Source organism: Tanticharoenia sakaeratensis NBRC 103193 (genome assembly GCF_000963885.1).
Classification (GTDB): domain Bacteria; phylum Pseudomonadota; class Alphaproteobacteria; order Acetobacterales; family Acetobacteraceae; genus Tanticharoenia; species Tanticharoenia sakaeratensis.
In genome coordinates this window covers 153,017-175,018 of the sequence record NZ_BALE01000017.1, presented here as the reverse complement: position 1 = coordinate 175,018, position 22,002 = coordinate 153,017, and the positions used below count along the sequence as shown (strand labels likewise).

The 22,002-nt window shown below is 64.0% G+C and carries 24 protein-coding genes; 1 reads left to right on the top strand and 23 read right to left on the bottom strand.

Translation table 11 applies throughout. The annotated features are described in order from the left end of the window. Positions 1 to 6 precede the first annotated feature (6 nt). From yihA to rpmH, 5 genes are all read right to left on the bottom strand, one after another. Positions 7 to 663, bottom strand: a complete 657-nt coding sequence (gene yihA / locus B8446_RS07995; RefSeq protein ID WP_048848806.1) for a ribosome biogenesis GTP-binding protein YihA/YsxC — start codon at positions 661 to 663, stop codon at positions 7 to 9. Beyond that, entirely contained in the window at positions 660 to 2,414 is a 1,755-nt protein-coding gene (gene yidC / locus B8446_RS07990; protein ID WP_048848805.1) for a membrane protein insertase YidC, read from the bottom strand. The genes yihA and yidC overlap by 4 nt, the downstream gene beginning before the upstream one ends. Before the next feature lie 126 nt (positions 2,415 to 2,540). Next, the gene (gene yidD, locus B8446_RS07985) at positions 2,541 to 2,756 is read right to left on the bottom strand and encodes a membrane protein insertion efficiency factor YidD (protein ID WP_304650774.1); all 216 of its coding nucleotides are present in this window, start codon (positions 2,754 to 2,756) and stop codon (positions 2,541 to 2,543) included. Next, the gene (rnpA, locus tag B8446_RS07980) at positions 2,753 to 3,100 is read right to left on the bottom strand and encodes a ribonuclease P protein component (RefSeq protein WP_048848804.1); all 348 of its coding nucleotides are present in this window, start codon (positions 3,098 to 3,100) and stop codon (positions 2,753 to 2,755) included. Before rnpA ends, yidD begins: the two co-directional genes overlap by 4 nt. Before the next feature lie 14 nt (positions 3,101 to 3,114). Beyond that, positions 3,115 to 3,249, bottom strand: a complete 135-nt coding sequence (gene rpmH, locus B8446_RS07975; protein ID WP_048848803.1) for a 50S ribosomal protein L34 — start codon at positions 3,247 to 3,249, stop codon at positions 3,115 to 3,117. Positions 3,250 to 3,366: 117 nt separating this feature from the next. On the opposite strand from rpmH, the gene B8446_RS07970 reads away from it, so the two are divergent. Further along, positions 3,367 to 3,576 (top strand): hypothetical protein, encoded by a 210-nt coding sequence (locus tag B8446_RS07970; protein WP_084712186.1) that lies wholly within the window; start codon positions 3,367 to 3,369, stop codon positions 3,574 to 3,576. Between the two features lie 7 nt (positions 3,577 to 3,583). On the opposite strand, the gene gloA is transcribed toward B8446_RS07970, so the two are convergent. From gloA to B8446_RS07880, 18 genes are all read right to left on the bottom strand, one after another. Continuing rightward, the gene (gene gloA / locus B8446_RS07965) at positions 3,584 to 3,973 is read right to left on the bottom strand and encodes a lactoylglutathione lyase (RefSeq protein ID WP_048848802.1); all 390 of its coding nucleotides are present in this window, start codon (positions 3,971 to 3,973) and stop codon (positions 3,584 to 3,586) included. Between the two features lie 18 nt (positions 3,974 to 3,991). After that, entirely contained in the window at positions 3,992 to 4,831 is an 840-nt protein-coding gene (locus B8446_RS07960; protein ID WP_048848801.1) for an LpxI family protein, read from the bottom strand. Further along, positions 4,831 to 5,691, bottom strand: a complete 861-nt coding sequence (gene lpxA / locus B8446_RS07955) for an acyl-ACP--UDP-N-acetylglucosamine O-acyltransferase (protein WP_048848800.1) — start codon at positions 5,689 to 5,691, stop codon at positions 4,831 to 4,833. The genes B8446_RS07960 and lpxA overlap by 1 nt, the downstream gene beginning before the upstream one ends. A 78-nt stretch (positions 5,692 to 5,769) precedes the next feature. Then, positions 5,770 to 6,246: a 3-hydroxyacyl-ACP dehydratase FabZ gene (gene fabZ / locus B8446_RS07950; protein WP_048848858.1), complete on the bottom strand. Its 477-nt coding sequence runs from the start codon at positions 6,244 to 6,246 to the stop codon at positions 5,770 to 5,772. Between the two features lie 95 nt (positions 6,247 to 6,341). Beyond that, positions 6,342 to 7,421 carry a UDP-3-O-(3-hydroxymyristoyl)glucosamine N-acyltransferase gene (lpxD, locus tag B8446_RS07945; protein WP_048848799.1) on the bottom strand — a complete coding sequence of 360 codons (1,080 nt, stop codon included), beginning with the start codon at positions 7,419 to 7,421 and terminating at the stop codon, positions 6,342 to 6,344. A gap of 5 nt (positions 7,422 to 7,426) precedes the next feature. Further along, the gene (locus tag B8446_RS07940) at positions 7,427 to 8,329 is read right to left on the bottom strand and encodes an OmpH family outer membrane protein (RefSeq protein WP_084712175.1); all 903 of its coding nucleotides are present in this window, start codon (positions 8,327 to 8,329) and stop codon (positions 7,427 to 7,429) included. A gap of 158 nt (positions 8,330 to 8,487) precedes the next feature. Further along, on the bottom strand, positions 8,488 to 10,893 hold the full coding sequence (gene bamA, locus B8446_RS07935; protein ID WP_048848856.1) for an outer membrane protein assembly factor BamA: 2,406 nt from the start codon (positions 10,891 to 10,893) through the stop codon (positions 8,488 to 8,490). Positions 10,894 to 11,165: 272 nt separating this feature from the next. Further along, entirely contained in the window at positions 11,166 to 12,269 is a 1,104-nt protein-coding gene (gene rseP, locus B8446_RS07930) for an RIP metalloprotease RseP (RefSeq protein ID WP_048848798.1), read from the bottom strand. Then, entirely contained in the window at positions 12,262 to 13,491 is a 1,230-nt protein-coding gene (gene dxr / locus B8446_RS07925) for a 1-deoxy-D-xylulose-5-phosphate reductoisomerase (protein ID WP_048848797.1), read from the bottom strand. The genes rseP and dxr overlap by 8 nt, the downstream gene beginning before the upstream one ends. A gap of 94 nt (positions 13,492 to 13,585) precedes the next feature. Further along, the gene (locus B8446_RS07920; RefSeq protein WP_048848855.1) at positions 13,586 to 14,398 is read right to left on the bottom strand and encodes a phosphatidate cytidylyltransferase; all 813 of its coding nucleotides are present in this window, start codon (positions 14,396 to 14,398) and stop codon (positions 13,586 to 13,588) included. Further along, positions 14,395 to 15,063, bottom strand: a complete 669-nt coding sequence (uppS, locus tag B8446_RS07915) for a polyprenyl diphosphate synthase (protein ID WP_241767700.1) — start codon at positions 15,061 to 15,063, stop codon at positions 14,395 to 14,397. The genes B8446_RS07920 and uppS overlap by 4 nt, the downstream gene beginning before the upstream one ends. A 153-nt stretch (positions 15,064 to 15,216) precedes the next feature. Further along, positions 15,217 to 15,783 carry a ribosome recycling factor gene (gene frr / locus B8446_RS07910; protein ID WP_048848796.1) on the bottom strand — a complete coding sequence of 189 codons (567 nt, stop codon included), beginning with the start codon at positions 15,781 to 15,783 and terminating at the stop codon, positions 15,217 to 15,219. 75 nt (positions 15,784 to 15,858) lie between these two features. Continuing rightward, positions 15,859 to 16,593 (bottom strand): UMP kinase, encoded by a 735-nt coding sequence (pyrH, locus tag B8446_RS07905; RefSeq protein WP_048848795.1) that lies wholly within the window; start codon positions 16,591 to 16,593, stop codon positions 15,859 to 15,861. Between the two features lie 114 nt (positions 16,594 to 16,707). After that, a complete protein-coding gene (gene era, locus B8446_RS07900; protein WP_048848794.1) occupies positions 16,708 to 17,613 on the bottom strand; it encodes a GTPase Era in 906 nt (301 codons plus the stop codon). Between the two features lie 10 nt (positions 17,614 to 17,623). Continuing rightward, positions 17,624 to 18,349, bottom strand: coding sequence for a ribonuclease III (gene rnc / locus B8446_RS07895; protein ID WP_048848793.1), 726 nt, complete (start codon positions 18,347 to 18,349; stop codon positions 17,624 to 17,626). Positions 18,350 to 18,364: 15 nt separating this feature from the next. After that, on the bottom strand, positions 18,365 to 19,180 hold the full coding sequence (gene lepB, locus B8446_RS07890) for a signal peptidase I (protein ID WP_084712184.1): 816 nt from the start codon (positions 19,178 to 19,180) through the stop codon (positions 18,365 to 18,367). 132 nt (positions 19,181 to 19,312) lie between these two features. Further along, on the bottom strand, positions 19,313 to 19,747 hold the full coding sequence (gene acpS / locus B8446_RS07885; protein ID WP_264921663.1) for a holo-ACP synthase: 435 nt from the start codon (positions 19,745 to 19,747) through the stop codon (positions 19,313 to 19,315). Further along, on the bottom strand, positions 19,744 to 21,936 hold the full coding sequence (locus B8446_RS07880) for a RelA/SpoT family protein (RefSeq protein ID WP_048848792.1): 2,193 nt from the start codon (positions 21,934 to 21,936) through the stop codon (positions 19,744 to 19,746). Before B8446_RS07880 ends, acpS begins: the two co-directional genes overlap by 4 nt. Between the last annotated feature and the right edge of the window lie 66 nt (positions 21,937 to 22,002).

The following is a 22,002-nucleotide window of genomic DNA, read 5'->3' as shown; positions in this document are numbered from 1 at the left end:
TTGTCTTCAGGGGGAAGCCGGGAGCGCAAGGCGCGCAAGCTCAGCCCGCAGTCGCTCCATGCCAAGCCCCGTTTCACTGCTGGTGGCGATCACATCGGGATAGGCCGCGGCGTGCTTGCCGCACAGATCCTCGACTTCACGCTGCTTGCGCGCAAGCGCCGTCGGACCGATCGCATCACACTTCGTAAGGACGACCTGAAATACGACGGCCGCCCGGTCGAAAAGGTCCATGACCTCGGTATCCGAAGCCTTGATCTCGATCCGGGCGTCAAGCAGCAGAACCACGCGGGACAGGGTCGTCCGTCCGCGCAGATACGCGAACATGGTGCGCTGCCAGTCTTCCTTCACCGCCTTGGCGGCCTTGGCGAAGCCATAGCCCGGCATGTCCACGAGCGTCAGCCGGTCCGCAAGGTTGAAGAAGTTCAGCTGCTTGGTCCGCCCGGGCTCGGAAGACGCACGCGCCAGCCGCGAACGCGACGTCAGCCCGTTGATCAAACTGGACTTGCCGACATTCGAACGCCCTGCGAACGCAACTTCCGGCCGCCCGGCGTCCGGCAACTGGTCCGTCGTCTGTGCGCCGTGGAAGAAGTCGCAAGTACCCGCGAACAACAGCCTGCCGGTCTCGATCTCGGTTTCCGTGGGCTCGGGAATCCTGTCGATCATGACTTGCGCTGCGGCTTCTTCACGGGTGCAACAACGGTCTTGGCCGGCGTCCCTGCCCGCTCGACACGCTTCTGGATCAGCAGCTGCTGGCCTGCGGTCAGCAGGTTGTTCCACGTGTAGTAGATGACGATGCCTGCCGGCAGGCGCCCCATGAAGAACACGTAGATGATCGGCATGAACTGCATGATGCGCTGCTGGGCCGGATCCATCGTGGCCATGTTCATCCGCTGCATCAGGAAGGTCGTGCCGCCGAAAAGGATGGGCCAGATCCCCAGATGCAGGGGCGCCCAGTAAACCGACGGATCGAAAGGCACGAGGCCGAACAGGTTGAACAGGTTCGTCGGATCAGGTGCCGAGAGATCCCGGATCCAGCCGAAGAAGGGTGCATGACGCATGTCGATCGCGACGTTCAGCACCTTGTAGAGGCAGAAGAACACCGGGATCTGAACGAGCGCCGGCAGGCACCCGCCGAACATGTTGACGCCTTCCTCGCGATACAGCGCCATGACCTGCTGGTTCGCCGCAACCGGGTTGTCCTTGTTGCGATCCCGGATCGCCTGCACGCGCGGTGCGAGCTGGCGCATGCGCGTGCTCGACTTCACCGTCTTGGTCGCGAGCGGGAACATCACCAGTTTGATGATCAGCGTGAAGGCCAGAAGGGCGATGCCGAAATTGCCGAACTGCAGGAACAGCCAGTGCAGCAGGTGGAACATCGGACGCGTGGCAAACCCGAACCACCCGAAATCGACAGCCTTGTAGAAATCGGTGATCTGCAGATCGTTGCCGTACTGTTCAAGCAGGTTCAGTTCCTTGGCGCCCGCAAACACGTGAGCGGTGGAACCGGCCTCGGCGCCTGCGGAAATCTCGACCGGCGCCTGGGGGACGAAACCGACGCGGTACGATCCCGGGCCACGGTCGGCGGCAAAACCGAAGCTCGCGCTAACCGGAGCCGTGTGATCCGGCGCGATCGCGGTCAGCCAGTACTTGTCAGTGATGCCGGCCCAGCCGCCATTGCCCTGCGCCGCCCAGGCCTGGCCGGTGGAGACGTTGGTGTTGTTGTGGACCGCCTTGTAGGTCTGCTCCTCCAGACGGCCGTTCATCACGCCGACCGGCCCTTCGTGCACCAGCATGCTGCCGACGTCTTCCGGCACGTAATTCCGTTCGACGGTCAGCGCGGGCAGCACCCGGATGCTCGACGTCCCGTGGTTTGCCACCGACTGCGTGACGGTGAACATGTAACGGGCATCGAGTGCGAGCCGGATCGAGAAGACCTGCCCCTGCCCGTTGTCCCAGTGCAGGGTCAGCGGATGGTCAGGGGAAAGGGCAGTGCCGTCAGCCTCCCAGAGAGTGCCGGCGTCCGGCAGCTTCGTCGCATCCCCGGCAATCGCGCGCCAGCCGATCTGCACGAAGTTCGGCTGGGGGTCGGTGGCCTTGTCCAGAACCCGAACCAGCGGGCTGTCGGACTTCGGCGTCGTATGATAGCGCGTCAGCAGCAGGTCATCGAGGCGCGCGCCACGGAGGTTCAGGGAACCCGACACACTCGGACCGGTAATCGGGATCCGCTTGTCGTCAGCGTTCGTTGCCGTATCAGCGTCGGCCGCCGACCTCATGGTCGATGCCGGCTCCGAGACGGACGTCTGAGTCGTCGCCTGATCCTGTTGCGGGTGCTGAGGCTTCGGCATGAAGTAGTCGAACCCGATCAGCACGATCATCGACAGTGCCATCGCGGTGATGAGTCGCCTGATATCCATGCGCGGAACGCCGGCCCCCGAAGTCATTTTGAAAGAAGGAGACAGGCTGGTCAGCCCGCCACTGAAACGTCGCGCCTCAACTGACCGAAAACGACGTGCAAAACAATAGCGCCGAGCGGAAATCGTTCACGGAACCGGGTCGCGCCCGCCCTGTGCGAAAGGATGACATCGCACGATTCGGCGAAAGGCAAGCCATCCGCCACGCACGACGCCATACCGCCCGATGGCTTCCTGGGCATACACACTGCATGACGGTTCGAAACGGCAGACAGGGCCGAGCAGCGGCGAGAGGGTCAACCGATAGACACCGATCAGTGCCTGCGCGACCCTTCGCACGATCACGGCAGTAACGATCCCTTGCGGAGGCTGCGACGCAGATCGTCGACCAAATCGGTAAAGGCTCTCGCCCGCGTCTGGTCACGCCCGATCAGGACAACGTCGACGTTCTGGAGGGAATGCTCGCTGGCAACAGCCTGAAGGGCTGCGCGCAGCCTGCGCCGGGTGCGATTGCGCACCACGGCATTGCCGACCTTCTTCGTGACCGTGAACCCCGCGCGGGCTTCTCCGGTCTCCGGTCTTGGCAGGATCTGAAGCACGAGACCCGGTGTCGCCACCTTCTGCCCGTGCTTTGCAGCGCGGAGAAACTCCGCGCGCTGCTTCAGGCGTCCAATGGAAGCCCGAGGCATGACGTCTGCGTTGCTCAGGCGGCGAGCTTCTTGCGGCCCTTGCTGCGACGATTGGCGATCACGCGGCGGCCGCCGGGGGTCGCCATACGCGAACGGAAACCGTGGCGACGCTTGCGCACCAGCTTGGAGGGTTGATAAGTGCGCTTCATCGCGTCGTTCCCTTGTCGATCTGCCTAGAGGCCGGGCGACGACGGACGTCCCCGGAAATGCTCGGCGGGCATTACTGCGCACGCCCGAAGATGTCAACGCAAAGCGAACACGAACTCATGAACGACCGCCCGCCCTCTTCCGCCAATGCACCTCCAGCCGATCAGGCTGCGTCGGCGATGCGGCACGATGTGCGCAACCTGCTTGCGCCCGCCATGATGGCCTTAGACCGCCTGAGTGCTCATGCGGACCCTAATGTGCGCGCCGAAGCCGAGCGCGGCATTGCGGCCATCGAGGCCGCCGTCCGCCGGCTCAAGGCACGCGTCTGAACGCGCCTCAGGCCCGTTCGATCAGCTCGATCTTGTAGCCGTCGGGATCCTGAACGAACGCAATCACCGTGGTGCCGAACTTCACCGGACCTGCCTCTCGCGTCACAATGCCGCCGCCTTCACGCACGTGTTCGACGGTTGCCGCCACGTCCGGTACGCCGACCGCGAAATGACCGAATCCGGTTCCGACTTCATAATCGGCTTCCTGATCCCAGTTGTACGTGAGTTCGATTTCCGCCTGACCGTGCGCGTTGTCATCATAGCCGATGAAGACCAGCGTATATTTGCCGTCGGGCACTTCCCGCCGACGCAGCTCCCGCATTCCGAGCAGGCTGTAGAAGGCAAGGCTGCGATCGATATCGCGGACGCGGACCATCGTGTGGAGGAAGGATGCCATGCTGGTTCTCCTGGAGTATCAGAATTCGTTCGGGCCGATTCCATACAGAAACAGGCCCAGTCGATCGGCCGCCCGGATACAGGCGTCCCGATCGGTCAACAAGGTTGCGCCCGCTTCGAACGCGATACCGCGCAGCCCGGTTGCGGAAGCGTTCTCGACCGTGACCGGCCCTATCGTAGGCATGTCGGCACGGCGCTCCTGCCCGGGCTTCAGGAGTTTCACCAGAACACCACCCGGTCCCGCCTGGCGCAGCGTGCTGCAGCGCGCGAGCATGGCGTCGGTCCCTTCGATTGCTTCCACGCCCAGCACCAGCCCGTCCTGAACGATGCAACCCTGCCCAACATCCAGTGCCCCGAGGGCGCGCACGACGGCGATACCGCGTGCGATATCGCTGCGTGCGAGATCATCCGGCACTGCCGCCCCGAGAGCGCCTGCATGACCTACCGCGTGCTGCAGATACTCATGCGCGCCGCGCACGGTGAAACCCTCTTCGCCAAGCACGCGAACCAATGCGCCCAACAGCCCGTCATCGCCGGAGAACAGAGCCCGACCGAGCCGTGCGAGAATGCGCCCCCCTTCCCGGTCGGGGCGCAGGTCACGCAGCGCAGGGCGGCGCACAGGACCGATCAGGACGAGGTCACGACACTGATGGGCGCGAAGCGCGGACAGGATCTCGCCGGCGGCTGCCAGCCTCACGATCTGATGCGGCCACGGTGCAATCGCGGCCTCGTCGACGAAATCCTGAAAGCCTATGATGAAGACCGGTTGACCGAGTGCCGCAGCCGCTGCGGCAACCTGCGCCGGCAGCGGACCACCGCCCGCCAGAATGCCCAGAGCAGGCACGCCGGGCGTCGACATCAGGCGCCCTCGGTTTCCTGTTCGCTCGCGACACGCCGCGCCGCACGTACGAGACCACGACGGCTGGGCGCTTCCATGAACGCAATGATTTCACGGACCCGCGGATGATCCGCGAAGTCTCGCTTTACGGCATCGAGGCGCGCGCCCAGCACCCGATCGTCGCTGCCGTGACGCGGGTAAAGCTGGCGGAACGCCCGGCGCAGTGCGTGAATTTCGGCCGAGTCCAGACCGGAACGGCGGAGGCCGACCCAGTTCAGCCCGACCAGCCGGGCACGGTTGCCCAGCACGCTGCCGTAGGGAATGACGTCCGACTCAACCCCGCAGACCCCACCGACCATCGCGCCGCGTCCGATACGTACGAACTGGTGGAGCGCCGACGAGCCCATGATGCGCGCTTGCGAGCCGATTTCGACGTGTCCGCCCATGACGACGTTGTTGACGATGATCACCTGATCGCCCAACGAGCAGTCATGTGCCACATGCGCGTTCGCCATGATCAGGCAGTCCGCACCGATACGCGTCAAGCCATGGCCCTGCGTCGTGCCGCGATGAACAGTGACGTTTTCCCGAAGCACCGTCCGGGCCCCGATTTCGCACAGGGTCGGTTCACCACCATATTTGAGATCCTGCGGCTGCAGACCGATCGTGGTGAACGGAAACACTTCCACCGACGGACCCAACGTCGTGTGGCCGTCGATCACGACATTGGCGTGCAGCCGAACCGACTCGCCAAGTGAGACGTCGGGGCCTACGGAGCACCAGGGTCCGATCCGGACGTGGTCGCCGATCCGGGCGCGCTCGTCCACGAGGGCTGTCGGGTGGATTTCGGCCGTTTCGGACCAGTGGCGTTCACCTGCCAAGTTGCTGCTCTCCAATGGCCGAAAAAGTCATAGGGTCATGCGCCAGGGATAATGATCAGGCCTGAAGCGGCGAGATCATCACCCCATGATCATGGCGCTGAACGTCGCTTCGGCCACGGACACATCATCGACCCGCGCCACCCCCTTGAAACGCCAGACATTGGCGCGCGAACGCTCTTTCTCCACATGAATGCGGAGCTGATCACCCGGTCCGACCGGGCGGCGGAACTTGGCGCCTTCGATCGTCATGAAATAGACGAGCTTGCCTTCGAACGCCTCTCCCAGGGTCAGCACAACCAGGGTGGCCGCCGTCTGCGCCATGGCCTCGACGATGAGCACGCCCGGCATGACCGGACGCGAGGGAAAGTGTCCCTGGAAGAACGGCTCGTTGACCGAGACGTTCTTGACACCCACCGCGGACTGTCCGAGCTGAATGTCCACCATGCGGTCGATCATGAGGAACGGATAGCGATGAGGAATCGCCTCCATGATCCGCATGATGTCGATGGAGTCGATCTGCTGTGGCTCGGTCGTGGCGTCCAATGTGCTGTCCATGTCGATAATCTGGCCTTTATGCCAGAGCACGGGTCTGGCGGTACGCGGCGGGCCCATCGTTTAGCAAATTCTGCGCGGCGGGCAAGGCAGGCCGCTCAGCTCTCCTTGTCCGGCTTTCGGGACAACCGCCGAAGCGTGGCGACGTTCCGGAAGAACTCACGGAATGGCATCGCGGGACTGCCGATGACATCGGCCCCGGCCTCGACATCGGACATGACCCCGCATTGCGCGCCGATGCGTGCCTTTGCACCGATCCGGATATGCCCGATCAACCCGGCCTGCGCTGCGATCGTCACGTAATCCTCGAGTTCGGTCGAACCCGATATGCCCGCCTGCGACACGACAATACAGCAGCGCCCGAGACGGGCGTTGTGACCAATCTGCACGAGGTTGTCGATCCGCGTGCCGGCACCGATCACGGTATCCTGCATGGAGCCACGGTCTATCGTCGCATTCGCGCCGATCTCGACGTCATCATGAATGACGACGCGGCCGAGCTGCGGCACGGTCTCGAACCCGGCCGGTCCGACGGCAAATCCGAAGCCGTCCTGACCGATCCGCGCACCGGCGTAGAGCGTCACCCGATCGCCGACCAGCGCATGGCTGAGCGAGACATGGGCACCGATCCGGCACCGTTCGCCGATGCTGACGCCCTCGCCGATCACGGCATGCGCACCCAGGGCCGTCCCTTCCCCGATCTGCGCATCCGCGCCCACCACGCAGAACGGACCAATCGCCGCGGTTGCAGCGACACGGGCAGTCGGATCGACCAGCGCCGATGGATGGATTCCCGGGGCCGGAGGCAGCACCGGGTGAAACAGCGCCGCGGCCCGTGCCCATGCCAGATACGGCGCCTTGGTGATGAGGGCTGCGGAATGTTCGGGGATGCGGTCGGCGAAAGCCGGGGACGTGATGATCGCGCCTGCCCTGGTTTCATCCAGAAGATGCGCATACCGCCGGTTGTCGAGAAAGCTCACATCCGCGGGCGTAGCGCTCTGAAGAGGGCCGACGCCGCGAAGATCGGACAGCTCGCGTCCGTTACGCGGCGGCTGCAGCGTACAGTCTGCAGCCTCCGCGATCGCAGCAATCGAAAACGGCCCCTTGCGCGCAAAGAACCGTGGGTCGCCGGGCAGACCCAGCGACGGGCGCGACGATGCGGGAGGGGCCGCTTCCATGTCGATCAGTGCTGACGCAGGACCGACGCGGGCGGCGCGGGCTCGGAGGCAGGCTGGGGAGCGCCGTTCTGACCCTGCGCATCGGCCGTGGTCGGCATCTTGCCGGATTTCGCCAGAACCTCGGGATCGACGTTGGCCGCCGGAATATAGACGTGCTGCATCACCTGATTCAGGTGCTGCGCGACCTCGTCCGAAATATCCTGCCCGCCCAGATGCATGGCGATCTGCTCAAGATGCATCACCAGATTCATTCCATGCGCCTTGGCGACCTGCGGAATGATGACCTTGAGCTCGCGCTCGATCTGGTCGAGGGACACCTGGAGCGCTTCCTGCACGATGCGGGCCCGGTTCCGGAAATCACGCTGCTCGCGGATCGCCTCTTCCTGAAGATGCCGCGCCCGCACGTTGAACTGGTCGCTCGACATGGACTTGGCGTCACCCTGGAGACGGTCGCGCTCTGCACGAAGGCCTTCCTGGGCACGCTGTGCTTGCTGCGCGAGCTGATCCCGCCGCTCGCCGATCACGCGCTGGACTTCCTGCGCGGCCGCGGACTGGGCCATGACGTCCTGCACGGAGATCACGCCGATGATGGCCGTCGGCGGCGGAGCCTCCTTCGGGATCTCAGGCGAATTCGGAATCGGCGGCTGGGGAAGAACCGGCGGGGTCTGCGGCTGCTGGTCCTCGTCCGATTGCTGAGGCTCGCTGATGGGCGGTGCCACCCGGCGTGTCACATGTGACGGCGCCGGCGCATCGGCTGTGGGATGCGCGGCCTTCGGCACGAACCATCCACCACCGCTCGACTGCGCGTGCGCCGCAGGAACGACGGCCGCCGCCGCCACCAGGCCCGCCATACGGCAATTCTGAAGGAACGTGCCGGTCAGCAGGCGCGCACCGGAGAACAGGGACATCAGAACCTCGAAATCAGCATGGGATTGGGAAATGACGCGGCGAGCCGCGCAGACGAGAAGAACGGGCCCGGAGTCCCTCGCGTGCAAGCCGGTCTTAGGCTGCGTGCTACCGGGACGCAATCGACCTTCCGATCCGCGCCCCAGCGTCAGACGACGGATCAGAACTGCTGCCCGAAGCCGAAGCGGATCGGATACAGGCGGTCGTTGCGGGACTTGATGATCGGCACGGCGGCGTCGATGTTCACTAGGCCGAACGGGCTCTTCCAGGAGATACCGAAACCGGTTGAGACACGTGGCGTCAGCGTATCACCTGAGATCGGAGTGTAGTTCGCGCCATCGGTCCTCGGGTTTGTGTACAGGTTCTTCACACGAACGCCGGCAAGACTACCTGCATCGACAAAGTAACGACCAGAGATACCGAGATCGGGACCGGCAGGAAGCGGGAAGTTTATCTGGGCCGAACCGGTATAGATAAACCGCCCACCGATCAGATCTTCCTGGCCCTGCGCCGGGGTCAGAACACCGTTGACGTAGGTATGACCCGAACGGGGGCCGGCGCCGCCCTGCAGGAAGCCGCGAAGGTTTTGACCGCCGAGATAGAAGTTATCGATGATGTTACGGTTACCGGAAGAACTCCAGTCCGCCATCATACCGGCGCCGCCCTTGAGCTGGATCGTCCAGTCATGGTTGCCCGTCAGGCTGTCGAGCGGCACGTAATAAGAACCGTCGATCTTGCCGCGGACGTATTTTTCGTTGCCGCCGAGGCCAGCAAAGTCACCACCCACAGTGATGATGTAGCCTTTATGCGGCGCCATCCGGTTGTCCCGACGATCATATGTCAGGGTCGTGCTCAGCTGAGACAGCAACGTCCAGCCGGCTTCCTGCTGGACATAGATCGAGGGCACGTATTCCTGACCGTAATACGCGACGTCCGCCTGGCTGTAGAGATTGCCGACGTCTCGGTCGACCAGCGAATAGCTCCACGACTGCGACAGGAAGCGGTTGTACGCATATCCCATACGCAAAGTCGCGCCGTAACGGCCTTCCTTGTAGCTCTGGTACGTCTGATAGTTGTTCTGAATTCCGTAGATATCGATACCGGCCACAAGGTTGCGGTTCAGGAAATACGGGTCCGATACCGAGAGATCGACCTGCTTCTCATAATACGCGACCGTGCCCGAGATACCGGCATCCACGCCTGATCCCAGAAGGTTATGCTGCTTGAGGGCTGCATTTCCGAGAATGCCGACGTCGGTCGAGTAGCCGCCGCCCAGCGAGAATTCGCCGGTCGGCTTCTCGACCACGTTGGCCGCGACGTTGACGCGGTCCGGCGCGGACCCTTGGGTCTGGTCGATCGACACGGTGCTGAAGAAGCCGAGATCCTGCAGTTCGAGCTTCGAATACTTCCGGTCGAACGGTGTGTACGGGTCGCCTTCGGCCATCGGCAGCGTACGCCGGATGACCTTGTCCTGCGTGATCGTGTTGCCGTTGATGTCGATACGATCGACGTAGACGTGAGGCCCTTCGGTCACGTCGAACAGCAGATCCACGAGACGCTTCTCGGGATTGCGCGCGATTTCGGATCGGACCATGGCAAAGGGATGACCCTGCGCCTGGAGACGTTCCTGCATGTCGTTCGCGTTGTGCTGGATGGCCGTGCCATCGTACCACTGATGCGGGAACAGCTCGATGTAAGGCTTCAGCTGGTCAGGCGTCACATGACGCAGGCTTGAACGGATATCCATCTTGCCGATCCGGTAACGAGGACCTTCCGACAACGTGAACGTCACGAAAAAGCGGCGACGGTCGGGCGAGAGCTCGCCAGTGGCATTGATGATCCGGAAATCGACGTAGCCGTTATGAAGGTAGAACCGGCGCAGAAGCTCAGCATCATACTTGATGCGCTCAGGATTGTACTCGTCCGATGACGAGAAGAACCTGTACCACGCGGTCTCCTTGGACGAGACGACCTGCGCCAGCCGGGCCTCGCTGAAGTCGTGGTTACCTACGAAGCTGATCTTGTTGATCAGCGTCAGCGTCGCCTCGTCGATCTTGAAAATCACGTCCACGCGGTTGTGCGACAGCCGGATGATCTGCGGCGTCACCGTCGCGCCGAAGCGGGATTTCGAGGCGTACTGGTCGAGGATCTTCTGTCGATCGGCCGCGATCGTCTGCGGCGAGAATACCGCACGGGCGCGCAGGCTGATCGCCTTGCGGAGATCCTCATCCTTGATGTCGTGATTTCCCTCGAACACGATCCGGTTGACGATCGGGTTCTCGACCAGATTGACCTTCAGCGTGTTTCCGTTGCGATGGAGTGTCACATCGCTGAACAGACCCGTCGCGTAGAGCGTCTTGAGCGAACGGTCGAGATCATCCTGGTTGAAGCTGTCACCGGGCTGCGACACCATGTACGACAGCACCGTCGCCGTATCGATGCGCTGGTTGCCGCTGACCTCGATCGACTGGATGATGTTGCTGCCCGGCGTCCGCGCATGAGCTGCGGCCTGACCCGAAGTATGACGATGATGCGCGCCCGCACCTTGGGCATATGCCTGCGGCATGGCGGTCAACAGGGCGGATACCGGGAAGACGCAGACCGACGCGAGCAGCGCGAGACGTTTACCTGACAAGAGCGACGTTCCTCATCTCGTTCTTTCCCCGCCGACATGCGGCCGATCCGGGCCGGGCAACGCTACGTCGATCGTAAAAAGCTATAGTCACCCGGTCCAGAACCGGCGGATGCAGATTGCGGACGTATCCGACTTCAAGGGGCTCACGCAAGCGGTTACGGGCGCGAACTGTCAGTGATGTCAGGGCCGTGACAAAATGACACTTAACCGATGCCGCGGCCCAGCCAGTGAAACAGGCCCAGGCTTGCCAGATCGTTGACCGTCGTCAGCGCGAACAGGCAGGCAATCAGCGCGAAGCCGGCCTGGAAACTGATTTCCTGAACCCGACGCGGCACCGGGCGCCCGCTCAATGCCTCGATCCCGTAGAACAGGAGACGGCCGCCATCCAGGATCGGGATCGGGATCAGGTTCATCAGGCCCAGATTGATCGACATCAGGGCCAGGAACGAGACGATCGTGGTCCAGCCAAGCTTGGCTACCTGCCCCGACACCTGGGCAATGCGAATCGTGCCACCGATCTCTTTTACGCTGCGCTGCCCGAATATGATCTGCTTGAGACCCACGAGCGTCTGGACCGACAGGCGCCATGTCTCCTGGGCACCTGCCACGAAGGCACGCGGCGGCGACAGGCGCGGCCCCATGCTGGCGTCGAACAGAACCCCGAGCTGGCCGATCTTCGTACTGCCGGGCCCCGCGACCGAATCGACGACGAGCGGCATGGAGATCGTCTGTTCGCCACGGCGGACGGTGATCGTCGTGTGCGCACCCGCCATTGCCGATACGTCAGTGCGGAGGGTGTCGTAGTCCCTGACCGACTGGTCGCCGATACGGGTGATGACGTCACCGGGATGCAGGCCGGCGCGGGCTGCCGCCGAATCAGCCACGATCTCGCCGACCTCGTTGTGCACCTCGGGACGCCCGACGAAGCTGTAGAGCGCTGCGAAAATCAGGATCGCGAACAGGAAGTTGAAGACAGGACCGGCGGCGATCACGATCGCACGCGACCCGACGGGCTTGTCATGGAACGTCTTTCCCGGGATCCACGCCGCAATCTGCTCCGGTGTGGCGTCTTCGGGGCCTTCAAAGCCGTGAACCTTCACATACCCGCCGAGCGGCAGGGCGCTGACGCGCCATTCCGTGCCGGTCCGGTCATGCCAGCGGAACAGAGCCGGGCCGAAGCCGATCGAGAACGTATCGACAGCCGCACCGCGCCACCGAGCGGCGAGATAGTGGCCGAACTCGTGAATGAAGACGAGAACGCCCAGGATCAGGACATAGGCGACGATGGTCCGCAGAAGGTCATGCATCGAGCAGGGTATCTCCCACGACGGATGCGCCAACCGATGCGCTCATGCGCGTCACGTGCTCGCACGCGAGCGCACGAGCCCGGGCATCCCAGTGAAGGACCGCGGCCAGATCGCCGATCGGCGGGTTATTGCCGAGCGATTCCAGCGTCGCGTCGATGACCGAGGCGATGTCCAGAAAGCCGATCCGGCGACCGAGAAAGGCATCGACCGCAATCTCGTTAGCCGCCGAGAACACCGTCGGCGCGGCGCCCCCGGCGCGAAGTGCCTGTCGCGCGAGACCAAGTGCCGGGAACCGCATCGGATCCGGAGCTTCGAAATCGAGCCGGGCCACCTGCGCCAGATCAAGCCGTGCCGCGTTCGTCTCCATCCGGTCGGGCCATGCCAGCGTGTTGGCGATCGGCACGCGCATGTCGGCCACACCACACTGGGCGATCAGGCTCCCGTCGCGGAACTGGACGAGCCCGTGTACCACGGATTGCGGATGAACGAGGACGTCGATCTCGGCGTCCGTCACCCCGAACAGCCGGGCGGCCTCAATTACCTCGAGGCCCTTGTTCGCCATGGTCGCCGAATCGATGCTGATCTTGGCGCCCATGCTCCAGGTCGGGTGACGCAGTGCAACCTCGGGTGTCGCTGCCCGCATCGCATCCAGCGTCGCGTTCCGGAACGGCCCGCCCGACGCAGTGAGCACGATCTTCTCGACAGCCCTCATGGGCGAGCCGGCCAGCGACTGGAAGATCGCATTGTGCTCGGAGTCCACCGGCAGGAGGGTCGCGCCGGCCTCGGACACGGCACGCAGCATAACGTCGCCTGCGCACACCAGCGCTTCCTTATTGGCGAGCGCCAGCGTTCCGCCGTTACGGATGGATGCCAGCACCGGCTCCAGACCCGCAGCGCCGGTGATGGCGGCCATGGTCCAGTCCGCGGGCATCGCCGCCGCGGCAATGACGGCTTCTCGGCCGGCGGCACAGGCGATGCCCGTTCCCTGCAGAAGCCGCTCGAGTTCGGCGCCCAGGCTCTCGTCATGAATGACCGCGCATTCGGCGTTCAACGCACGCGCCTGCTCGGCCAGGAGCGTCACGTTCCGGCCGCCGACCAGCGCGCGCACGCGGAAGCGTCCGGGCGTAGCGTCCTGAGCGCTATACAACAGGTCGACTGTCGAGCAGCCGATACTTCCGGTACTGCCCAGGACGGTAACGGTGCGCCCGCGCTGTTCGGTCATGTCGTGCAGTCCTCAACCTTGCCAGATGCGATGAAAATCCATGCGGAGACCGGTGTTAGCACGTCGCTTCGGAACATCCCAAAACAGTGCCCGGTCACGGCATGATACCGACTGCCCGCAACGGCACCGACCAGAACGGCCGCGTTCCGGCGGCGAGCGACAGAAGCGCTGCCAGCGGAGCTGCCGCCAGCAGGCCATCGAAGCGGTCGAGCAGACCGCCATGCCCCGGAATCAGGGCACCGGAATCCTTGACGCCAAGCCGCCGTTTGGCAGCACTTTCAGTAAGGTCGCCACACTGCGCGAATATGCCCAGGAGACCGCCGGTCACCGCCCCACCGACAGGATCCGCCCAGGCTGAGGCGACAAGTGCACCGAGCAGAACGGCCCCGACAAATCCTCCGCCCGAGCCCGACCATGTCTTGCCCGGAGAGATCGAGGGGGCAAGCTTCGGGCCGCCGAACAGGCGTCCGGCGACGTAGGCACATGTGTCACTCGCCATCACCACGACGATGACAAACAGCACCTGCAGCGCACCATGCGGCAACCCTCGCAACCACAGAAGGGAAAGCCCTCCGATACCGGCCACGATCTGCACGATCCAAAGCGGGCCGCCGAACAGCAGACCGGCACCGACAACACTGAACGCCGCCCGCCATTCCGATCGCAACGCCGCAACGGCTGCGACAGCCGGCCAGACGACGAACAGGATGCCACGCCACGATCGCCACGGCAGACCGAGCAGGGCTGCACCCTCGAACGCCATGCCCGCCATGACCAGAACGATGAGCGCATCGTAGACCACGCCGCCAGCCCAGATGCAGAACAGGGCAAGCGGCACCAGCACCGCCGCCGAAATCAGCCGCAGACGCAGGTCGCGCCAGCCTCCTCCCCGGCCCGCCACGTTCAGCGCCCGCCGAACCGGCGCTCGCGGCGCGCGTAATCGGCAAGGACGCGTCCGAATGCGGCAGCGTCGAAATCGGGCCAGAGCGTGTCGACGAACATGAGTTCCGCATAGGCTGACTGCCACAGCAGGAAATTGGACAGGCGACACTCGCCACTCGTCCGCACCACGAGATCGGGATCGGGGATGTCATCCGTGGACAGCTGGCCAGCCAGACGTTCCTCGTCGATCTGTTCCGGCGCAAGGAGCCCGTCGCGAACCAGTTCGGCCAGCCGCATCGCGGCCCGCGCGATCTCCGCACGGCCGCCATAGGACAGGGCCAGTGTCAGCGTCAGGCGCGTATTCCGGGCTGTCAGCGCTTCGGCACGTTCCAGCTCTTCTCTCAGAGCCGGCTCGAAGCGTTCCAGCTCGCCGATTGCGCGCAGGCGCACGCCCTGCTCGTGCAGTTCCTGCAGCTTATGCCGCAGATAGAAACGCAGCAGACTCGTCAGGTCACCGACTTCACGCGGCGGCCGACGCCAGTTCTCCGACGAGAACGCGTATAGCGTGAGGTATTGCACGCCATGCTCGATGGCGGCGGTCACGCTGTGGCGGACCGCCTCCGCTCCAGCGCGATGCCCGGCAATCGGCGGCAATCCGCGTGCGCGCGCCCACCGGCCATTGCCATCCATAATGAGCGCCACGTGGGCCGGCACGGCGCCTCCGCCGTCCACGGCCGGACGCGGCCCAGCAAGCGGGAAGCCGCCCGGAACAACCGGGCGTTCCGACTTCTCGCGTCGCGCGAAGCGCGTACGCGCCATGGGGCCGGCCGACATGATGATGGCTCAGACCTGACGGATCTCACGTTCCTTGTCGGCCAAGGCGTCGTCGACGCGCTTGACGTATTGATCGGTCAGCTTTTGGATCTGATCCGTCCAGGTCTTCATGTCGTCCTGGCTGATCTCGCTCTTCTTCTCGAACCCCTTGGCCTGCTCCATTCCGTCACGCCGCACGCCGCGAACGGCGATCCGCGCGCCTTCGGCATAACGGCCCGCGGCCTTGGCGAGCTCGTTACGACGCTCTTCGGTCAGCTGCGGGATCGGCACGCGCACGGTCTGCCCGTCCGCCGCCGGGTTCAGGCCAAGGCCGGAATCGCGGATTGCGCGCTCGACCGCACCCACGACAGTCTTGTCCCAGACCGATACCGTCAGCATCCGCGCTTCCGGAACCGCAACGGATCCGACCTGAGACAGCGGAACCTCGGTGCCATAGGCCTCGACGCGCACGGGCTCCAGCAGGGCCGGACTGGCCCGGCCGGAGCGCAGGCCGGCGAAGTCGCGGCGCAGGCTTTCCATCGCGCCGTCCATGCGCCGGGTCAGGTCGTCCATCAGGGCCTTGAGATCAGCGGCCATCGGTGGCTCTCCTATCGGGAATTCTGGTGGTCGTCGGCGCGACAGGGACACTTCCCTGTCGCAAGGCGCAGGCTTTTAGCCTTTTTCCACGATCCGGGTAAACAAACCCTCGCCTCGAAGCGCTGCTCCGAAGCTACCGGGGGCGTGGATATTGAACACGATGATGGGCAGCTTGTTCTCGCGGGCGAGGCTGATGGCCGCGGCATCCATGACGTTCAGGTCTTTCGACAGCACGTCCATGTAAGACAGCTGATCGTAGCGGACGGCCGAGGGATCGCGCTTTGGATCGGCCGAATAGACGCCATCGACCTGCGTTCCCTTGAAGAGGGCGTCGCAGTCCATCTCGTTGGCCCGCAGGGCTGCCGCGGTATCGGTCGTGAAGAACGGATTGCCCGTTCCAGCCGCGAAGATCACGACACGCCCCTTGTCCATGTGTCGCACGGCACGTCTGCGGATATAGGGCTCGGCGACCGATGACATGTGGATTGCGGACATGACGCGCGTCTCGACATCATGCCGCTCGAGCGCGTTCTGGACCATCAGCGCATTGATGACGGTCGCCAGCATGCCGGCATAGTCGCCCTGTGCGCGATCCATGCCCTTGGCGGCCGCGGCCAGCCCACGGAAAATGTTACCGCCGCCGACGACGAGGCACACCTGGGTTCCGCTCTGCGCCACGGCGGCAATGTCGGTTGCCATCATGTCGATCGTGGCGGGGTCAATGCCCGTGGGGCTGTCGCCCATCAGCGCCTCGCCGGACAGCTTGAGCAGAACGCGGCGATAAGTCGGCGTGGAGCTTGGTCCGGTCATCGTGTCCTATGGTGTCGAAAGGCTCTGGAAAAAGCACGCGCGACACGCGCGCCATCCCGGCTGTCATATAGACGCAGACGCGCCCCCACAAGCGAGGCGACCAACCATTGCGGGTCAGGCGTCGTCCAGACCGATGGCGCGCAGGCGGGCACGCTCCTCATCCCAGCCTGCCCGTTCCTTCACGTTGAGAAACAGATGACACGGACGTTCGAGCAGGGCGGCCAGGTCATGACGGGCGCGTTCGCCGATGCTCCGGATCTTGCGTCCCTTTTCGCCGATCAGGATCGCCTTGTGGCCGGGGCGGGAGACATAGATCGTGACCTCGATCCGTACCGAGCCATCAGGACGCTCAGCGAACGTTTCTGTCTCGACCGTCGCCTGATAGGGAATTTCCTCATGCGTCTGCATGAAGATCTGCTCGCGGACGATCTCGGCCGCCAGCAGCCGATCCGGAATGTCCGTCAGGTCGTCCTCGGGATAGAGATACGGCCCTTCCGGCAGCCGCGCCGCCAGACGGTCGACCAGATCATCGCAACCCTCGCCTGTCCGCGCCGAGATCATGAAGACATGTTCGACATCCAGCGCGTCGGTCAGCGCCTTCGTCAGCGGCAGGAGCTGCTCGCGCGAGAGAAGGTCCGTCTTGTTCAGCACGAGCCATACGCGGCGGCCCTGCGATTTGAGGGATTCGGCGATGCTCTGCACCTGCTCGGAATACCCGCTCTTGGCATCCACCAGAAACAGCGTCACGTCCGCATCCTGAGCGCCCGTCCAGGCGGCCGCGACCATCGCGCGGTCGAGCTTGCGCCGGGGCTTGAAGATACCGGGCGTGTCGACGAACAGCATCTGCGCCGCGCCGCGCATGACGATCCCCAGCACCCGGAACCGCGTTGTCTGCGCCTTGGGACTGACGATCGAGAGCTTGACCCCGGCGATGCGGTTCAGCAGCGTGGATTTGCCGGCATTCGGCGCCCCGATCAGGGCGACGAAGCCGCAGCGCGTCGGTTCGTTATCAGTCGTCATCGTCGCGCTCTTATCCCAGTTTGCTCAGTAAATCAGCCGCGGCAGCGGTTTCCGCGGTGCGCTTGGCACCCGCAATTCCGACCCCTACCTTGCCACCGCCCGTCACATGGACGGTGAAACGCGGCGCGTGTGAGGGACCTTCGGTCGACACGGTCTCGTATCCCGGCAGCGGAAGACCACGCCCCAGCAGCCACTCCTGCAAGGCGGTCTTCGGATCTTTCGGCGGCCGGATCTGCGCTTCCATCAGCGTATGCCAGTATCTGCGCACGAACCGTCGCGCCGGCTCGAGGCCGCCGTCAAGATAAAGCGCGCCCAGAAGGGCCTCGACAGCGTCCGCCAGCACATTGGCAAGCTGCCGGATTCCAGCCTGCTCTTCCTGCGGGGCTATCACCAGAGCGCGCGGCAGATCCATGTCCTCGGCGATCCCGCACAGCACGGTGCGCGAGACCAGATGCGCGTGACGTGGCCCGAGCGTGCCTTCCTGTTCCGCCGGGAAGCGCTCGAACAGCCATTCCGCCATCAGCAGTCCAAGGACGCGATCACCCACGAACTCCAGCCGCTCGTTCGATCCGGCTCCGCGCGGCGTCGTCTGGGCACGTCCGCCGCGCCTGCGTGTATCCATGCGCGCGCCCACCGCAGAGCGATGCGTCAGGGCCTCGCGCAAAAGGTCGGCATTGGCGAAATCGTGCCCGAGCCGGCTGGCCAGCGTATCGATAACGGGAACAGTACCTGACATCACACCGACTTCATGTCAGCGAACACCATGCAGGAGGCGTGACCAACGGATCTCGACCGGCCAGTACCAGACCTGCCACCAGGGGTGTGTCGAATCGACGGAGAAGAAGACGAACTGCGCCTGACCAACCAGATTGTCGATCGGCACGAAACCGAGATCGTCCGGATCGTCTCCTTGAAAACGGCTGTCGGCGCTGTCGTCGCGATCGTCGCCCATTGCGAAAAAACTACCCTGCGGCACGACATAGTCCGGTGTATCGTTCTGCATGCCTTCATCGGTCAGCTTCAGGATGTCATGCAGGACAGGTCCACGCCCCGCACTCCCGGGAAGCGCCTCGCGATACAGGTTTCCCGCAAGGGTTATGCCACGCTCGTCGCGCGCGGCATAACGTCCGAGCGACGTCCGCGGCACCAGCGTCCCGTTGACGTACAGGAGACCCTCGCGAACCTGAATGTGGTCGCCGGGCAACCCCACGATTCGCTTGATATAATCGACGGACGTGTCCTTGGTGAACCGGAACACGGCGACATCGCCACGATGCGGCAGGCTGCCGAAAATCCGTCCATGGAAGAGATCGGGCGAGAACGGCAGCGAATAACGGGAATAGCCGTAGGAATATTTGCTGACGACGATGTAGTCCCCGACCTGCAGGGTCGGGATCATCGAGCCGGACGGAATATTGAACGGTTCGAAGAAAAAGGACCGCACGACGACGACGATGACGATCCACGGCAGGAATCCGTAGACGAACTCGCCGAGCGCGCCACGTCGCGCGGGAGGATTCGCCGTCGGTTCGGCCGGAGGAGAGTGCATGTTCGAAGGCTGCGTCATCAGATCCGTGATCCCGATCCGTTTCGGTCCCTCGCACCTGCTGCCGAGGGTCACCGATCGATCGTCATAGTATGGGCACCCGAACGGGACGGAGCACCGGCGCGAAGGATCAAGCGCGCGGGCCCTGCCCTGTCAAGGCGCGGATGCGCGCCGCTCGTCCTGCGAAAGCGCCTGGAAGAGCACTTGTGCCAGCGCGTAGGGATGCTCGTCCGTCAGGCTGAGCTGCATGTCGATCGTCATGCCGGCGGGTGTCATCCGGTCCAGATGTGCAGCGGCCCCGCCGGTCAGAACCAGCATTGGCGCGCCGCCGGGCCGGTTCCTGACGCCGATGTCGCTATGGAAGACACCGCCGGAAAAGCCTGTGCCGAGCGCCTTTGCGCACGCTTCCTTGGCCGCCCAGCGCTTCGCATAGGTGCCGATGCGGGCCGCTCCGTTACGTCGCTCAGCATGGGCCCGCTCTTCAGTCGTGAAGACGCGATCCAGGAAGCGCATACCAAAGCGGTCGATCGCGGCCTCGATCCGGCGCATATCGCATAGATCCGTGCCGAGGCTGATGATGCGGCTCACGACCGGGCGCGCTCGACCTGCATGACACCCTGCGCAGCCCGCAGGCCGGCAATCATGTTCGACAGGTGTTGCAGATCGCGCACTTCCAGATCGACGAGGATTTCCATGAAATCGAGCTGGCGATTGACGATCTTAAGATTGACGACGCTGCCGTGGTGCTTGCTGACGGCATTGGTCAACGTCGCGAGCACACCGGGCTCGTTTGCTGCGATGACACTGATCCGTCCCGTATGGGGCGCGCCGGCGTTTCCGTGCGAGAGCGTCTCGTAATTCCAGCCGATCTCCAGAAACCGTTCGGGCGTGGCCGAGAACGCCGTGAGGTTCTGGCAGGACGCCGTGTGGACCGAAATGCCCTTCCCCTGGGCAATGATCCCTACGATCGGATCGCCCGGCAGTGGATGACAGCAATTCGCAAAGCTCACTGCGATGCCAGACCCGATGCCTGTCAGAACCGATCCCGTGCCGGGCTTGTGCCGCGCATGGGTGGTCGAACGGGCGACAAGACCCGGCACCATGCGCGGTGCACGGGGTGTCTGACGGAGTTCGGGATAGATGGTGTTGACGACATCACGGGGGCCGATCTGACCGTTGCCCACCGATGCAAAGAGATCGTCGACGGTTGCCTGTTTGAGGTCGCGCAACGCGCCCTCAAGTGTCTTCTCGCTGCCGTCCACGCCTTCCTGGCGGAACGCCTTCGCAAGTGCGGCGCGGCCGTTGTCGATATAGGTCTGACGCTGCTGGGCGGCCACGAAGCGGCGGATGCGCGCACGCGCCTTGCCAGTGACGACAAAACGCTCCCACGACGGCGACGGCGTACCGCCGCGCGCGGTCATGATCTCTACCTGATCGCCGTTCTGAAGTTCGTGGCGCAATGGAAGCAGGCGACCGTTGACCTTGGCCCCGACGCAGGCATCGCCCACCTGACTGTGCACGGCATAGGCAAAATCGACGGGTGTCGCGCCCCGGGGCAGCGAAATGAGCTGGCCCTTCGGGGTGAAGCAGAACACCTGATCCTGATAGAGCTCGAGCTTCGTGTTCTCGAGAAACTCGTCGGGCGCCTGACTGTCTTCGAGGATCTCGAGCAGATCCTGCACCCAGCGCAACTTGTGCAGACCAAAGGCTGCGGTCTCGTTGACGGATGCGCCAGTGCTCCCGCGCTCCTTGTAGGACCAATGCGACGCGACGCCGTTTTCCGCGAGGTCGTGCATCTCGGGCGTGCGGATCTGGACTTCGATCTTCTGATTGCGCGGCTCGCGCAACGTCACGCCTGTATGGAGGCTTTGATAGCCGTTGGCCTTGGGCGTGGAGATATAGTCCTTGAAGCGTCCCGCGATCACCGGGTATGCGCCGTGAACGGCACCAAGCGCGACATAACAGGCGTCCCTGGATGGGACGAGCACGCGAAATGCCATGATGTCCGAGAGCTGTTCGAAGGCAACGTTGCGTCGCTGCATCTTCTCCCAGATGGAGTACGGGGTTTTCTCCCGCCCTGTGACTTCGATCTCGGACAGGCCAGCTTCGCTGCACAGCGCGGAGAGCTCGCGCCGGACCTGCTCGATCACATCCGCACCTTGGCCCCGCAGGTAGTTCAACCGGGCGCTGATCGTTTCATGCGCCTCGGGCTCCATCTGTGCGAACGACAGGTTCTGCAGCTCGGTCTTGACCCGATCCATACCTATGCGCTCGGCAAGTGGCGCGTAGATATCCATCGTTTCCCGTGCGATGCGCTGCCGTCGATCGAGGCGCTGCACGTAATGCAGCGTGCGCATGTTATGGAGACGATCGGCGAGCTTGACGATCAGCACGCGGATATCGCGTGACATCGCAAGGACGAGCTTGCGGAAGTTTTCGGCCTGTTTCGTGCGGTCCGACTGCAGCTCGAGACGTGTAAGCTTGGTTACCCCGTCGACCAGGGTCGCGATATCCTCGCCGAACTGGTCGCGCAGCCCTTGCTGCGAAAGAGCCGTGTCCTCGACCGTGTCGTGCAGAAGCCCGACGGCAATCGATGTCACGTCCATCCGGAAGCCTGCGAGGATATTCGCAACCGCTATGGGATGACTGATGTAGGGATCGCCATTATCTCGCGCCTGCCCGCGATGCGCGCGCTCCGCGGCGGCATAGGCGCGGTCGATCAGGTCGAGATCAGCATCCGGATCATAGCTGGCGATCCGGTTCCGCAGCCCGGCAATCGCCGCGTCAGGCGCCGGAACCGCAGAAACCTGATGCCCGGTGTCTCCACCGGGATGAGACGCGAG